The 14,428-nt window shown below is 34.5% G+C and carries 15 protein-coding genes; 5 read left to right on the top strand and 10 right to left on the bottom strand.

The window, feature by feature from the left end:
- Positions 1-15: 15 nt before the first annotated feature.
- The 10 genes from D1003_RS00845 to D1003_RS00800 all read right to left on the bottom strand — a co-directional run bounded on the left by D1003_RS00845 (position 16) and on the right by D1003_RS00800 (position 9,024).
- Positions 16-1,872, bottom strand: coding sequence for a monovalent cation:proton antiporter-2 (CPA2) family protein (locus tag D1003_RS00845; protein WP_153935338.1), 1,857 nt, complete (start codon positions 1,870-1,872; stop codon positions 16-18).
- Entirely contained in the window at positions 1,872-2,402 is a 531-nt protein-coding gene (locus D1003_RS00840) for an NAD(P)H-dependent oxidoreductase (RefSeq protein WP_153935337.1), read from the bottom strand. Before D1003_RS00840 ends, D1003_RS00845 begins: the two co-directional genes overlap by 1 nt.
- A 62-nt stretch (positions 2,403-2,464) precedes the next feature.
- The gene (locus D1003_RS00835) at positions 2,465-3,040 is read right to left on the bottom strand and encodes a hypothetical protein (protein ID WP_153935336.1); all 576 of its coding nucleotides are present in this window, start codon (positions 3,038-3,040) and stop codon (positions 2,465-2,467) included.
- 236 nt (positions 3,041-3,276) lie between these two features.
- Positions 3,277-3,936, bottom strand: a complete 660-nt coding sequence (locus D1003_RS00830) for a hypothetical protein (RefSeq protein ID WP_153935335.1) — start codon at positions 3,934-3,936, stop codon at positions 3,277-3,279.
- On the bottom strand, positions 3,929-4,423 hold the full coding sequence (locus D1003_RS00825) for an RNA polymerase sigma factor (protein ID WP_153935334.1): 495 nt from the start codon (positions 4,421-4,423) through the stop codon (positions 3,929-3,931). Before D1003_RS00825 ends, D1003_RS00830 begins: the two co-directional genes overlap by 8 nt.
- A gap of 118 nt (positions 4,424-4,541) precedes the next feature.
- Positions 4,542-5,801 carry a nucleoside permease gene (locus tag D1003_RS00820; RefSeq protein WP_153935333.1) on the bottom strand — a complete coding sequence of 420 codons (1,260 nt, stop codon included), beginning with the start codon at positions 5,799-5,801 and terminating at the stop codon, positions 4,542-4,544.
- A 10-nt stretch (positions 5,802-5,811) separates the two neighbouring features.
- On the bottom strand, positions 5,812-6,408 hold the full coding sequence (locus tag D1003_RS00815) for a bifunctional nuclease family protein (protein ID WP_014938979.1): 597 nt from the start codon (positions 6,406-6,408) through the stop codon (positions 5,812-5,814).
- A 73-nt stretch (positions 6,409-6,481) separates the two neighbouring features.
- On the bottom strand, positions 6,482-7,426 hold the full coding sequence (locus D1003_RS00810; protein WP_153935332.1) for an electron transfer flavoprotein subunit alpha/FixB family protein: 945 nt from the start codon (positions 7,424-7,426) through the stop codon (positions 6,482-6,484).
- Between the two features lie 43 nt (positions 7,427-7,469).
- Positions 7,470-8,216 (bottom strand): electron transfer flavoprotein subunit beta/FixA family protein, encoded by a 747-nt coding sequence (locus tag D1003_RS00805; RefSeq protein WP_109474893.1) that lies wholly within the window; start codon positions 8,214-8,216, stop codon positions 7,470-7,472.
- 97 nt (positions 8,217-8,313) lie between these two features.
- Positions 8,314-9,024, bottom strand: coding sequence for an SDR family oxidoreductase (locus D1003_RS00800; RefSeq protein ID WP_153935331.1), 711 nt, complete (start codon positions 9,022-9,024; stop codon positions 8,314-8,316).
- Between the two features lie 143 nt (positions 9,025-9,167).
- On the opposite strand from D1003_RS00800, the gene D1003_RS00795 reads away from it, so the two are divergent.
- The 5 genes from D1003_RS00795 to D1003_RS11005 all read left to right on the top strand — a co-directional run bounded on the left by D1003_RS00795 (position 9,168) and on the right by D1003_RS11005 (position 14,313).
- Complete coding sequence (locus tag D1003_RS00795) at positions 9,168-9,884, top strand: DUF3822 family protein (RefSeq protein WP_153935330.1); 717 nt, start codon at positions 9,168-9,170, stop codon at positions 9,882-9,884.
- A 25-nt stretch (positions 9,885-9,909) separates the two neighbouring features.
- Positions 9,910-10,470, top strand: coding sequence for an RsmD family RNA methyltransferase (locus D1003_RS00790; RefSeq protein WP_052911248.1), 561 nt, complete (start codon positions 9,910-9,912; stop codon positions 10,468-10,470).
- Between the two features lie 147 nt (positions 10,471-10,617).
- Positions 10,618-11,427 carry a 3-deoxy-8-phosphooctulonate synthase gene (kdsA, locus tag D1003_RS00785; protein ID WP_153935329.1) on the top strand — a complete coding sequence of 270 codons (810 nt, stop codon included), beginning with the start codon at positions 10,618-10,620 and terminating at the stop codon, positions 11,425-11,427.
- Positions 11,428-11,453: 26 nt separating this feature from the next.
- Positions 11,454-13,631, top strand: coding sequence for a TonB-dependent siderophore receptor (locus D1003_RS00780; RefSeq protein ID WP_153935328.1), 2,178 nt, complete (start codon positions 11,454-11,456; stop codon positions 13,629-13,631).
- Positions 13,632-13,659: 28 nt separating this feature from the next.
- Entirely contained in the window at positions 13,660-14,313 is a 654-nt protein-coding gene (locus tag D1003_RS11005; protein ID WP_260393264.1) for a permease-like cell division protein FtsX, read from the top strand.
- The last annotated feature ends 115 nt before the right edge of the window (positions 14,314-14,428 follow it).

Genomic DNA, 14,428 nt, shown 5'->3' with positions numbered 1-14,428 from the left:
CGAAATATTCACTATTTAGCTTTTTTCTTCTTCCACCTCTTCATCTTCGTCTAGCCAGTGTTCATCTTCAAACGAGATATTATCATCGGCTAATAAACGAGCTTCTCTTTCTAGAGATTCTTTAATGGTAAATGTGGTATCGCTATCTATATCTTGCTTAGCTAAACGAATGGTAGAATCATTATCTATGGCGATAAATCTATTCGCTAATCTTCTTGCAGCGTATTTTCTAAAGCCTGATGCGTTTAAAATATCCACACCCATATTAACCGCCGTTTCTAAAGTTTCTCTATAAATATTGTGGATACCATCGTTAATAAAATCGTAAGCATCTATACGGTTTCTAGCCCTAACAAATATTTGCAAATGAGGAAAGTGAGCCTTCGCCATTCTAATCATATACTTATTGCTTTCAGGGTCGTCTAAACACAATACCAATATTTCGGCATTTTCGGCACCCGCCGCCCTCATAATCTCAACCCTTTTAGCATCACCGTAATATACTTTAAAACCTTTCTGTCTGAGGATATTCACACGGTTAGAATCGTTATCCAAGACCGTGGCTTTTATACCACTTACCTTTAACAAACGACCAACAGTACTCCCAAAATGCCCAAAGCCTACAATAATTATTTTTTTCTGTTTGACAGGTTCTGAAATTAAATCTGATACAGGTTCTTCAAATTTAACATTGAAATTAGGAGCGATAACTCTTTCATTTAATAATAATAAAAACGGCGTAATCATCATAGAAATCGCTACAACGGAAATCATTTGAGAGCTTATTTCTAAATCTAACAAGTTGAGTTTAACCGCAAAAGTGATAATTACAAAGGCAAACTCTCCCACTTGGGACATTCCGAAGGAATAGAGGAAGTTTTGGTCGTTACTCATTTTAAACATCTTCCCTACCAAGAACAACACTCCAAACTTAACCAATGTTGCCAAAACAACCATTGAGAATATAAATAATGGGTCTTGCTGTATCACATTAAAGTTAATTGTAGAACCTACACTCACAAAGAAAACCGCCAAAAGCAAACCTTTAAATGGGTCTATTTGGCTTTCTAACTCGTGTCTAAATTCGGTATTGGCGAGCATCACACCTGCCAAAAAGGCTCCCAAAGCAGGGCTTAACCCTGCGAGTAGCATCAACTCGGAAACTCCTACCACCAAGAATAATGATGATGCGGTAAGCAATTCATTCATTCCTGAACGAGATACATACCTCAAAAACGGTACAAAGAGATATTTACCCAAAAGAATAAGCACTCCCACACCTAATATTACCGAAAAGGGTTGCAACCATTCTGGTAAATAAGTAATCAGCACTGATTTTTCTCCGCCACCTTCGGATTGTCCCGCTAACATCGGTAATAATGCCAAAATAGGAATTACCGCTATATCTTGAAACAATAAAGTGGAAAATGAAGCCTCTCCAGATACGGTATTAAATAGGTTTTTTTCCTTTAATGTTTGTAGAACAATCGCCGTGGAAGACATAGCAAATGCGATAGAAACCACAATATTAGTGGTAACCTCCCACCCTGCTAAATGCAATATTGGGAATATCAATCCAAAGGTAAATGCCATCTGAGAAAAGCCAAGCCCTAGAATGCTTTTCCTCATAGCCCAGAATTTACGAGGCTCTAATTCCAAACCAATAATAAAGAGTAACATCACCACTCCAAATTCGGTACTGTGCATCACATCTTCTGCATTACCTGTAAGTTTCAATGCAAAAGGTCCTACCAAAATACCTCCTAATATATAGCCTATAACCGAACTAAAACCAAACTTCCTTACAATGGGTACTAAAAAAATGGCTGCCCCTAGATAAACTAATGTAATCTTAAATAAACTCTCTGACATTAACTCAAAAATTTAGAAATTTCCTGTTGAATTTCATTAACTTCTTCTATTTTTTTTTGCTTTGCGGCGTATACACAAATTGTTTTCTCTACCGATACGCCTAGAGTTTCCAAACTCTTGGTAAGAGGCAATATAAAGTCTTCTATTGGTTTCTCATACATTCCACTCTTGGTATAGGAATTTTCAGAACCTCCTGCACTTACAATTATCATAGCTTTTTTCCCTGCGAGTGGATTTTCATTTTGTTTGCTCAACCACTTCATATCCAAAACTTCACTCAACCATAAGTTAAGCAAAGGTGGAATACCCAACCATATCAACGGAAATTGAAAGATGAGTTTGTCGTAGTTTTTAATTCTTTTTCGTTCCCTAAATGCAGCGATATGAAAATTAGGATACTCTTCGTACAAATCTCTAAAAGTAACATTTTCTCTATCTTGGTAAAACGAAATAAGATGAGCATTAAATACCGAATATTCCAAAAATGGATGTGCAAATAATACTAAGGTTTTCTCTACTTTACTTTCCAATTTTATAGCATTTGGCGTAAAGGTAATATTTTAAATCAAAAAAAGCAAATACAAGCTAAAGGCTATTTGTGTTTGTTTAACTGATTCCAAAAATCTAAGAACTCTGTTTTAACCTTCTCTGGCAAAGTTTTAAAATCATCATCAAAAACGGTATCAGAAAACTGACTTTCTACAGTTGTCCACATTTTGTAAGCTTTATTTTTATAAACAACTATACCCCACACACGCTCCAATGGGCTATTCATACCATTTTTGTATTGGTCCACAATGTAAATAAACTCTGCATAACCGTCTTTGTCTATATCACTATACATCATTCTATTATTCACAAACGCCAAAGATTTATTTACAGGGTGTTCTAACTTTGTGCTAAACACTTTCTCAAAAACATTTTCTTGCTTTTTCTCAAATTTCTCTATATACAGCAAATCATTTTCTGCTCCTGCCTTGTTTTTGGAAACTACAATATAGTTGTTTGTAAGCCTATCATTAAACCCTATGGCAAACAATTTTCTATCACCAGAAAAAGGTAAATCACTTTTGGTTAAGTGAGTAGAAAACCCGTCTATAACGGTAGTTACTTGCGACTTAACAATTACATTTGATAGCAGTGCTAATACTAAAAGAATGTTTTTCATTTTCATATTTTTTATAGATTCGTTCTTTTTTAAGCAATTCTAATGATTTTTTTTAACCTTTATTCCTAAAATAGCTTTGAAAAGTTTTTTAAGCAAATTAAAAAAAAACTCAAAAAAACCAAAAATAATATCTCTAACAATCACTTCCAATATTCCGCTAATAAATCCCAAAATTACTCTTATTATAACTTCCATAATCATGAATACTTATCTCATTATCTCAAAAACTATTTGTTTTAAGACAATGCTTGGAGTTGTTTTAGCTTTTCATTTAGTCTTTTAATAATAATGCCGTAAATCAGTCTATAATAAAGCCATATAAACCCGACACCTAAAAATACAGCTACAATATAACTTACTAAAAACACCAAGAACTTCGGCTCCGAAAATGAAACGTTTTGTACATAAGCCAAGTAAATAATTTCCGCCAAATACCCCAACATAATCACAAGAAACATCGCCAAATTAGTTAAGATAAAAGCATTTACTATTCTTCTAAATTTAATAATCTGAGTGATAAATTTCTTAAGATTAGATTCTACACTTATCTTTTGGTAACTGTAATAAAAGAGCAACACAAATAAAAGCGTAAGAAGGAGACTCACTCCTTTAATAAATAGCTCTATATTATGATAGTTTTCAATTAAATGTGTGCCTATTTTAATGTTCATTTTATTAAAAACATTCAGCAAAGCTGGCTCCCTCCTAACGGAACAAAACCCATAGATATTGAAAGCCAATATTACAAGAAATTCAGCAACACCTATCCAAAAAATAGTTTTTACATAATTGCGAGATTTCCTATTCAGCATTTGTTCTATTTGCCGATTATCGTAAGTAGGTTCAGGCTGTTCTTTCCAAACCTCTTTCATTTTATCTATATCAAAATTAGGCATATTGTTCCATTAGTGTTTTTAAAGTTTTTTTAAGGCGGTTCATCTTCACCCTTGCATTAACCTCCGTTATCCCCAGAGTTTCTGCAATTTCTTTGTAAGACAATTCATCCAAGTACATCATTACAATGGCTCGCTCTACTTCGGGAAGCTTTTTTATCACTTTATAAAGAAGCTCTATCTGCTGCCTTTGTTCATTCTGATTATCTTCAGGAGTATTATAAAAACCTTCGTTAAGCTCGTTAGTTTTAGGTAATTTTGAGGACTTTCTAAAAAGTGTAATGGCTGTATTTAAAGACACCCGATACATCCAAGTAGATATTTTGGACTGACCATTAAAAGAATCAAAAGAACGCCATAATTGTAGCACAATTTCTTGAAACAAATCCTGCTCGTCTTCTAGCGTATTGGTGTACATTCTAGAAACTTTAATGATAAGCCCTTGATGGATTTTAATAAGTTCCGAAAAGTCTTTTTCTTTTTGAGACATTACTACTTTTATCGGCACGAAGATAACAAATTACCCCAATATATCTCATATCTAAATCAATAAAAAAACAGACCAATTTCTTAACTGGTCTGCCTTCTGTATTTATAAATATAAAATTTTAATGTTTTACTGTTGCTACTTCTTCTGGCTTATGTTTATGCTTAAACATCACCGCAAAAAGAACCGTAATTATTAAGGCATATATCGCAAATACCAGCCATATCTCGTGCCACATTTTATTCCCCGAAGCATCTAAAAAGAACGCATCTATCATTTTACCACTCACTACACTACCCATAATCGCCCCAAAGCCATTCGTCATCATCATAAACAACCCTTGTGCAGAAGAACGAATTTTCTCGTCTGTTGTCGCCTCTACGAATAACGAACCCGACACATTAAAGAAGTCAAACGCCATACCGTACACAATACACGATAGAATAATAAGCACCAATCCAAAGCCTTCTGGAGTACCATAAGCAAAGAACCCAAAGCGAAGTACCCACGCCCCCATACTCATCAACATCACTTTTTTGATGCCAAATTTCTTTAAGAAAAACGGTATTGCTAAAATGAATAACGTTTCTGATATTTGAGAAATAGACATAATAATGGTAGAACGCTCTACTACCAAGCTATTTTTGTATAATGGATTTTTACCAAAGTCTGATAAAAAAGTATCTCCATAAGCATTCGTAAGTTGTAACGCGGCACCCAAAAACATAGAGAACAAGAAGAACAACGCCATCTTATAACTCTTAAATAGTTTAAAAGCATTGAAGCCCATTTTCTCTTGCCAAGAAGCCTCTTTAGGAATCAAATTCTGTGGTGGACATTTTGGAAGTGTAAAGGCATAAACACCCAACAACACCGCTACTATCGCCGCAATATAAAACTGATTTTCGGACGCCTTATTTCCTGTAAGATTGGTAGCCCACATCGCTGCGATAAACCCAACTGTTCCCCAAACTCTAAGGCTAGGAAATACCTTAACCACATCATAATGATGCTCCTTAAGAATATGATAATTGATTGAATTGGACAACGCAATTGTAGGCATATAGAATACCATCGCTACCAACATTACCCAAAAAAAAGCCGTAGGGTCTGAAGCATGAGGCAAATAGAAAAGCGTCCCCGCATACGCAATGTGTAATATCCCGTAAAGTTTTTCAGCGTTTATCCACCTGTCTGCTACTATCCCAGCCAAAGTAGGCATAAAGATAGAGGCAATCCCCATTGTGGAGAATATAACCCCAAACTCTGCACCTCCCCATTGCTTAGTATCAAACCAAAAAGTAGCCATCGTAATAAGCCAAGCCCCCCAAACGAAATACTGTAAAAAATTAAGTACAGTAAGTTTTAGTTTTATATTCATTTTAGTATGTTTAGTCTATTGGTCTTTGTCGTTTCTTAATCTCTTCTTGCAACTGAAAAGCCAAGTCAAAATCTTCGTTTTTCACGGCTTCGTCTAGTTGCATTCTTAACTCTTCTAAAGATACTCTATTATCCCGTTTTTCATTATGAAATTCTGTAACTATATCCTCCTCTTCACTTAATTGTTGTATCTCTAAAAGAATACCTGCTTCTTCCAAAACCTCCTTAGTGGTATAAATAGACACCCCGAATCTTACCGCCATTGCTACTGCATCAGAAGTTCTCGCATCTAAGAACAAGGTTTCCCCTGTAGAATTATTTTTAAAATGGATATGAGAAAAGAAAACACCATCTATAATTTGATAAATTACAATATATTCTAAACTATAATTGGTATCTCTAATAAAACTAGCAAACAAGTCGTGCGTAAGAGGACGAACAGGTTTTAAATCTTTCTCCAAAGCTAAAGATATAGATTGAGCCTCAAAACTACCTATTACTACCGGTAATTTTATAGAACTCTCCACCTCTTCTAAAAGCAAAGCATAAGCCCCCGATTGTGTTTGGCTGTAAGAAATACCTCTAATAACTAGCTTTTTATAATCCATAGAGCAAAGATATATAAAAAACACCATACCTTTGAACAAGTATGGTGCCTTTTCTTTAATTTTATGATAAAATTTAGGCTTCTTTTATCGCTTTTATTTTTTCGGTAAGAGCAGGTATCACTTGGAAAGCATCGCCTACCACACCGTAATCCGCAGATTTAAAGAATGGTGCTTCTGGGTCATTATTGATAACCACAATGGTTTTAGACGAATTAACCCCAGCCAAATGCTGAATAGCTCCAGAAATACCTATTGCAACATACAAATTAGGTGCTATCGCTTTACCTGTTTGTCCCACGTGCTCAGAGTGAGGTCTCCAGCCAATATCAGAAACTGGTTTAGAACAAGCAGTAGCTGCTCCTAAAACTTGAGCTAACTCTTCTACCATTCCCCAATTTTCAGGACCTTTCATTCCTCTACCTGCTGAAACCACTACTTCAGCTTCTTTAAGGTCTAATTTTCCAGAAGACTGTTCATGGCTTACCACTTTTATATCTGTATTAGCCACACCTAAAGTCTTCTCTTCCTCTGAACCTGAAACTGGATTTTCTTTTACTCCAAATGCATTTTGGGAAACCGTTAATATCACATTACCATCAGCTTTGGCTACCATAAAAGCCTTTCCTGAAAAAGCTTTTCTTTTAACCTCTAAAGGTGTTACCGAAGTAGGTGCTTCTACCACATTAGTAATGAGAGCACTATTTTTAAGAACTGCCAACATCGGTGCAACAGAAGCCGCATCAGTAGTATGTGGAAAAACCACTACTCCATCTACTACTTCCGCTATAGCTTTAGCATAAGCTTTCGCACTGAAAGATTTTAATCCTTCATCTTTAATATGGATAACTTTCTCTGCTCCATATTTATATAACAATTCTGAACTATCTGTAGCATTGATGCTTACTGCCGTTACGTTAGTTCCTGCTTTATCTGCTACAGCTTTAGCGTAAGATACCGCTTCAAAAGCTGCTTTTTTATAAACACCGTTTATATTTTCTGTATATACGAATATTGCCATTATTTTTGTTTTTATATGTTAAATTATTATTATGATAACTCCCTTAGATTACCTTCGCTTCTTCGTGAAGAGCCTTTACAAGGGCATCTAAATCGTCTGGTGAGAATAGCTTAACAGAAGCTCTTGGCGGAACACTATCAAAAGACACTGCGCTTACCTTTACTTCGTTTTGAGACGGTTCTTGCACATTAAGAGGTTTAGTTCTTGCAGACATAATACCTCTCATATTTGGAATAATGAGTTCTTTTTCGTCCACTAAACCTTTCTGACCAGCAACTACTAGTGGAAGTGATACAGAAACCGTTTCCTTACCACCATCAATTTCTCTTACTGCGGTAACTTCAGAACCGTTTACCTCTAACCCAACACAAGCATTAACGAAAGGTTGGTCTAAAAACTGAGCTAACATTGCTGGTACGGCTCCGCCGTTATAATCAATAGACTCTTTACCGCAAAGTACCAAATCATAACCACCTTCTTTAGCTACATTTGCAATTTCTTTAGCTACCGAAAAACTATCCTGCGGCTCTGCATTGATACGGATAGCATCATCTGCACCTATAGCCAACGCTTTTCTAATAACCGCTTCTGTACCTGCATCTCCTACATTAACTACGGTTACTTTTGCTCCGTTTGATTGCTGTAATTTAATCGCTTTAGTAAGTGCAAACTCATCTAATGGATTGATAACCCACTGAATTCCGTTTTTATCAAAAGCTGATTTGTCCGCTGTAAAGTTGATTTTAGATGTAGTATCTGGAACACTACTGATACAAACTAATATTTTCATATTTCTTAATTTTTTATGTTTTATAAATCGTTGCTAATATAACAAGAATATACTATGCATGCATAACGTTTGGTATTAAAATTTATTTATTGCATAATTATTTATTTGGATTAGATGGTCTTACCTCTATTTTACTAGGTAAAGTGCGAGGATTCATTCTAAGTAAATCTACCACTATTTCCCCTAGGTCTTCTGGTTGAATCTTCCAAGAATCTTTATCCGAAGGTTCGTTACCATTAAAGTGAGAGGCTACAGAACCTGGCATAATAGTAGAAACTTTAATGTTATACTTTCTTAAATCTAACATTGCTGCTTGGGTAAAACCTACAAGACCAAATTTAGACGCATTATATCCTGATGCTTTTTCAAAAAAGTATGCCCCCGCCAAACTAGCAATACTAATGTAATATCCTTGTGTTTTCTTGAGGGACTCCACCGTAGCTTTCATCGTATGGAAAGCTCCTGTAAGATTAGTATCTATCATAGCATTCCATTCTTCTAAAGAAATTTCATCTACTGGTTTAAAGTAACCCAAACCTGCATTAGCTACCACTACATCTATATTGCCTAGTTTAGTTTCTATATACTTAACCACTTCTTGTTCTGCTTCAAAGTTTTTAACATCAGATACCACACCTATAATGTTGTCTTCATACTTTGATAATTCAGAAACCGCTTTTTCTACAGCTTCCTTACTTCTCCCACTAATAGCGACTTTCAATCCATTTTTCAAGAGTTCTTTTGCAATTCCAAAACCGATACCTTTAGTCCCTCCTGTGATATACGCTACTTTATTTTTTAAATTCATTTTTTTAGATATTTTTATTGTGCTTAAAGATAACTCTTTTCTTGTGAAAATAAAAATCATAAAGAATATCCCTTTAATTAAGCTATACCGCCCTATTTTAAGTAAAAAAATATTAGTAACTTTGCACGAGTTCATTATGGGTTATGCAAAAATTAGTTTTACTTTTTACTAAAGGAGGACTCCAATACCAAATCATTAGTGGTAAGGAAGTGCAAGAAGAAAAAGTTTTTTTTATCACAGAAGATTCCCCTAGCGATTACTTAATCAGGAAATTAGAGGGAATTCTAGACCTTCCTTCTATAGTAAATATAGATGTAATTTCTGCCCTCAATCATTTCACTTTGATGCCTTCTACTTTTTCTCAGCATGATGTCGCTCATCAACTTATCTCTTACAACGCTCTAGTAGATAAAGATAATGAGGAAGTAATGCTTTCTGTAAATAAGAAATATAGCGTCCAGTTTTATTATACGATGCCTGACCTATTTTATAAAAAAATTAAAAGTAAAGGTATTTCTACGCATTTTAATTTCTCTGGAGAAAAGTTCCTAAATACACTTGAAGCTGGGAATAAAAAGGAAATACATATCAATCTATATCATCATCAGTGTGAGTTTTTTGCTTTAGATAAAAAAAAGGTAATCCTTTATAACAATCTAGATGTAAATTCGGAGGTAGATTTTCTTTATTTCGTTATGTTTACCCTTAGCAAAATAGGATTTAATATTACAGACACTCAGTTCTATGTGTATGGAGAAACTACTGAAAACGAAACCTTTATATCAGAGCTTAGGAAGTTTGTCAAAAATTTAAAAGTAGTTTTTGATAACTTACCTCAAAAGAACTTCATTATGAGCTAAATACTCTTTAATAACGACTAAAATTATGTATAGAATTATCTCTGGAAAGTGGAAAGCTAAACGAATATTAGCCCCAAAAAATTTTGAAGTTCGCCCTACAACAGATTTTGCTAAAGAGGCTTTATTCAGCATATTAGAACATAGGCTAGAGCTACCTTACATCTCTGCATTAGACCTTTTCGCAGGGATTGGCTCCATATCGTTGGAATTAGCTTCTAGAGATTGCCAAGATATTACTTCGGTAGAGTTTAACCCTAAACACGCTGCATTTATACAATCTACAGCCCAGGAGCTAGATTTCGGCTTACAAATAAACGTCCAAAGGAGTGATGTTTTTGAATGGTTAAAAAAGAGTAGAAATCATACTAAATCATTCAATTTGATATTTGCTGACCCACCGTTTGATTTGCCCGAAAAAAAATATTACGATTTAATCAATCTGGTTTTAGACAGCCCTATTCTTGTCGAAAACGGACTTTTCGTACTAGAGCATCAAAGCCGAATGGTATTGGAACATCAGCACCTAAAAGAAACCAGAAAATACGGAAATGTGAGTTTCTCTTTTTTTGAAAAAGAAACCGTTTAAAACAAAATTAATTTACCTCAACTTAACTATCAAACTTCAAAATTGATTATTACAGTTGAGGTTTTTATTTTTGTACCGTTAGAAAAACCTGTATTTCATCATTCAAAAAAATACTTTAACTTTATACCTTAATTAAATTTCAAAAAAATGATACAACATTTAGATAATATCAGTCATAAAAATTCTTCTAATTTCTTCCTAGTGGCAGGACCTTGTGCCATAGAAAACGAGGATATGGCAATGAAAATAGCAGAACATATTGTAAAACTTTCGGACAAATATAAAATCCCTTATATCTTTAAAGGAAGTTTTAAAAAAGCCAATAGGTCTAGAATAGATTCCTTCACAGGAATAGGAGACGAGAAAGCTCTTGAAATTCTTAAAAAAGTAGGCGATACTTTCGGCATTCCTACGACAACAGATATTCACGAAAACGAACACGCCACTCTTGCCGCACAATATGTAGATGTATTACAAATACCTGCTTTCCTAGTAAGACAGACGGATTTACTCGTATCTGCTGCCAAAACAGGAAAATGCATTACTCTAAAAAAAGGACAGTTCCTCTCTCCCGAGGCAATGAAATTTGCAGTACAAAAAATAAAAGATTGCGAAAATGATAAAGTTGCCATTATAGAGCGAGGCAATTCTTTTGGTTATACCGATTTGGTAGTGGATTTTAGAGGTATCCCAACAATGCAAAATTACGCTCCTGTAATATTAGATGTTACCCACTCTCTACAACAGCCTAACCAAGAATCTGGTGTAACTGGTGGAAAACCTCAACTCATAGAAACCATTGCTAAAGCAGGGATTGCCGTAGGTGCAGACGGACTATTCATAGAAACTCACCCAGACCCTAAAAACGCAAAATCTGATGGTGCTAATATGCTTCCTCTAGAACAACTAGACTCGTTGTTAGCTAAACTTACCAAAATAAGAGAGGCTATTATTTAGTATCAAAATCATTAAAAATATCGCTTTTGAAAAAGATATATCTTATCTTAGCTGTATTGCCCTATCTAGCAGTAGCTCAGAAGACTAAAGAGATAGAAGAAGTGGTTTTCCAAAAGAGAACCAAGAAAAAAGTAACCGACCTTACCAACACCAGTATTTCGGCTAAAGAAGCACAACAAATTGCTTCTATTTCAGGTGGTATTGAAGGACTTATTAAAACTTTGCCTTCGGTAAACTCCAATACCGAACTTTCTTCCCAATATATGGTAAGAGGTGGAAATTATGACGAAAATTTAATCTACATCAATGATGTGGAACTTTACCGTCCTTTCCTCATTAGAAATGCCCAACAGGAAGGTATGAGCATCATCAACCCTGATATGGTTTCTACTGTTAATTTTTCTTCAGGTGGATTTGAAGCGAGATACGGCGATAAAATGTCGTCTACTCTTAATGTTTATTATAGAGAACCCGAAAAAACAGAACTGTCAGGAGAAGCCAGCCTTATTGGAGGTAGGCTAACGCTAGGCGGTGCATCTAAAGATAAAAAATTAACCACCTTGATTTCAGGGCGTTATCGTAATACCAATCTGGTACTTAACACGCTAAATGAAGATACAGATTTCAATCCTCAAAACTTTGATATTCAAACCTTCATCAATTACCATATCAATCCTAAATGGCAATTATCTTTCATTGGATATTATGCTAAAAATGACTACACGATGCTTCCCAAACAACGAAAAGTTAATTTTGGGACTTTGCAAACCCCAATGACGCTTACCGTGTTTTACAATGGAAGAGAAAACGACACTTATAAAAATATGATGGGGACAGCTTCTGTTCATTTTAAACCTAATAAAAATTGGAGGTTTTCGTTAGATAATTTTGCTTATCAAAACCGAGAGAAAGAATATTATACCATCGCTTCTGCCTACGAATTACAGGCTTACAACCCTGCTACTGGAGAACCAACCGTTTCTTACGATATAGGTGGACAGATAGACCACGCTAGAAATGATTTATTAGTAAGAACTTTAGGAACTCAATTTAGGGCGAGATTTTCGCCTGATGTAAATACTGATTATGAGGTAGGAATTAAATACGAAAAAGAATTTCTACAAGACTATACCAATGAATGGCAACTTGCCGACTCTTTAGGGTACAGTACACCTAGAGCCTCTGCAGTTATTGGACAGCTAGACCCATCGGACTTAAAGTTAAAATTCAATATTAGAGGTCAAAATGAAATACAGCCTAGCCGACTTTCAGCTTATGTACAGGCTTCTAAAAAATTCTTTTGGCAAACACACAAAGTTTTCATCAATGGAGGTATTAGGACTCAACATTGGAGTTTTAATAATCAAACCATTGTTTCTCCTAGATTACAAATAGCCATTAAGCCCGATTGGGATGCGGATATGCTATTTAGACTAGCAGGAGGCGTTTACTACCAAGCTCCTTTTTATAGAGAAATAAAGGATTTGGAAGGTAATTTTAATTCTAACATAAAAGCCCAACAGTCTTTGCAACTTATTTTAGGCAACGACTACGAATTTCAATGGAAAGACCGACCATTTAAGCTCACTACGGAAGCCTATTATAAAAAGATGAACCACCTTATCCCCTACTATGTGGATAATGTACGTATAAGATATTCTGGGCAAAACAATTCCGAAGGTTATGCCTATGGTATAGATACAAGGTTATTTGGCGAGTTTGTTCCCGGAGTAGATTCTTGGCTGTCTTTAAGCTATGCTAGAGTATTTGAAAATATTGATAACAAAGGCTATATCCCAAGACCAACAGACCAAAGATTTAGGGCTGCTATGTTCTATCAAGACTATATGCCTAAATTCCCTAGTATGAGAGTTAATCTTACTTTAATCTACGCTAGTGGATTACCTAACGGAGCGTCTGTTTTTGCCGACCCTTATCAATATCAAAAAACACTCCCTGCTTACAAAAGGGTGGATATAGGATTATCCAAAGTTTTTATAGACCAAAAAGACTTTAAAGCTCACGCTCCTTTTTGGCGAAATTTTAAAGAGTTGACTTTAGGTGTTCAGGTGTTTAATGCCTTCAACATCAATAATACCATTTCTAACCAATGGATTAACGATGCCAACACAGGCTACATTTACCCCGTACCTGTAAGACTTACAGGACGCTTCTTTAATGTAAAACTAGAGTTCAAATTGTAATCATAATACAAATGTTAGCAGCAATATCATGAAACAACGTCTACAAACACTTATTGTATTATTTTTCGTAATTTCTTTAAATGCTCAGAGTTCAAATTGGATTGAAATCAAGAAAAATTATTTTCAAAAAGTTATTATTGAGAATTCAAAGGAATTCTTGGCACAAAATGACAGTCTTGAAATATCAACATTCGAGGTTGAAGAAATGACAGGAAAAACCGAAAATTTTGAATTTGGAAAATTTTTATTTGGTGAAAAAATAGTTTTTGAAGATTTAAAATCAAAATTAGAAATAAAAGATTTTAATCCTAATCTTAAAAAAAACTCTGAATATTTAATTAAAATTGATATTCCAAAAGCAAAAGCTCTTGAGTATAATATTTATTTAAACGACTCAACAAAAATTGAAGAATTAAATAATCTCAAGGAATTTTTAAAAGAAAATTTTCAACCAGAAAAAATAATTTATATTTCTAAAGAAGATGCTGCAAAAGAAGCAAAAAAACAACTTGGAATAGCTACAGATTTATTTGAAGAAAATATTTTTCCTGCAAGTATTGAAATCACTACAAAAAACCGTATTAATCTCAAAGAATTAAAAGAAAAATATCCAGAAATAATTGACGATATAACAAGTAATGAACCTCAAATTAAGTCAATGACTTTAAAAATAAAAACTTAAAAGATACTGCTACTAATATAGTATTTGCAAAAGGCAGAATTTAGGGAATAATAGAAAATTTAGTGATATATGCTCGCAAAATACTTTTCATTACCACAATTTTGTTTAATCTAGC

It is taken from the genome of Riemerella anatipestifer, assembly GCF_009663465.1.
In the GTDB taxonomy this organism is placed as follows: domain Bacteria; phylum Bacteroidota; class Bacteroidia; order Flavobacteriales; family Weeksellaceae; genus Riemerella; species Riemerella anatipestifer_C.
The sequence above is the reverse complement of the archived record's forward strand: the minus strand, read 5'-3'. Positions and strand labels throughout refer to the sequence as shown.

Coding starts and splice junctions, on each gene's coding strand:
- D1003_RS00845 (WP_153935338.1), bottom strand. CDS start 1,872: ATGTCAGAGAGTTTATTTAAGATTACATTAGTTTATCTAGGGGCAGCC.
- D1003_RS00835 (WP_153935336.1), bottom strand. CDS start 3,040: ATGAAAAACATTCTTTTAGTATTAGCACTGCTATCAAATGTAATTGTT.
- D1003_RS00830 (WP_153935335.1), bottom strand. CDS start 3,936: ATGCCTAATTTTGATATAGATAAAATGAAAGAGGTTTGGAAAGAACAG.
- D1003_RS00825 (WP_153935334.1), bottom strand. CDS start 4,423: ATGTCTCAAAAAGAAAAAGACTTTTCGGAACTTATTAAAATCCATCAA.
- D1003_RS00820 (WP_153935333.1), bottom strand. CDS start 5,801: ATGAATATAAAACTAAAACTTACTGTACTTAATTTTTTACAGTATTTC.
- D1003_RS00815 (WP_014938979.1), bottom strand. CDS start 6,408: ATGGATTATAAAAAGCTAGTTATTAGAGGTATTTCTTACAGCCAAACA.
- D1003_RS00810 (WP_153935332.1), bottom strand. CDS start 7,426: ATGGCAATATTCGTATATACAGAAAATATAAACGGTGTTTATAAAAAA.
- D1003_RS00805 (WP_109474893.1), bottom strand. CDS start 8,216: ATGAAAATATTAGTTTGTATCAGTAGTGTTCCAGATACTACATCTAAA.
- D1003_RS00800 (WP_153935331.1), bottom strand. CDS start 9,024: ATGAATTTAAAAAATAAAGTAGCGTATATCACAGGAGGGACTAAAGGT.
- D1003_RS00795 (WP_153935330.1), top strand. CDS start 9,168: ATGCAAAAATTAGTTTTACTTTTTACTAAAGGAGGACTCCAATACCAA.
- D1003_RS00790 (WP_052911248.1), top strand. CDS start 9,910: ATGTATAGAATTATCTCTGGAAAGTGGAAAGCTAAACGAATATTAGCC.
- kdsA (WP_153935329.1), top strand. CDS start 10,618: ATGATACAACATTTAGATAATATCAGTCATAAAAATTCTTCTAATTTC.
- D1003_RS11005 (WP_260393264.1), top strand. CDS start 13,660: ATGAAACAACGTCTACAAACACTTATTGTATTATTTTTCGTAATTTCT.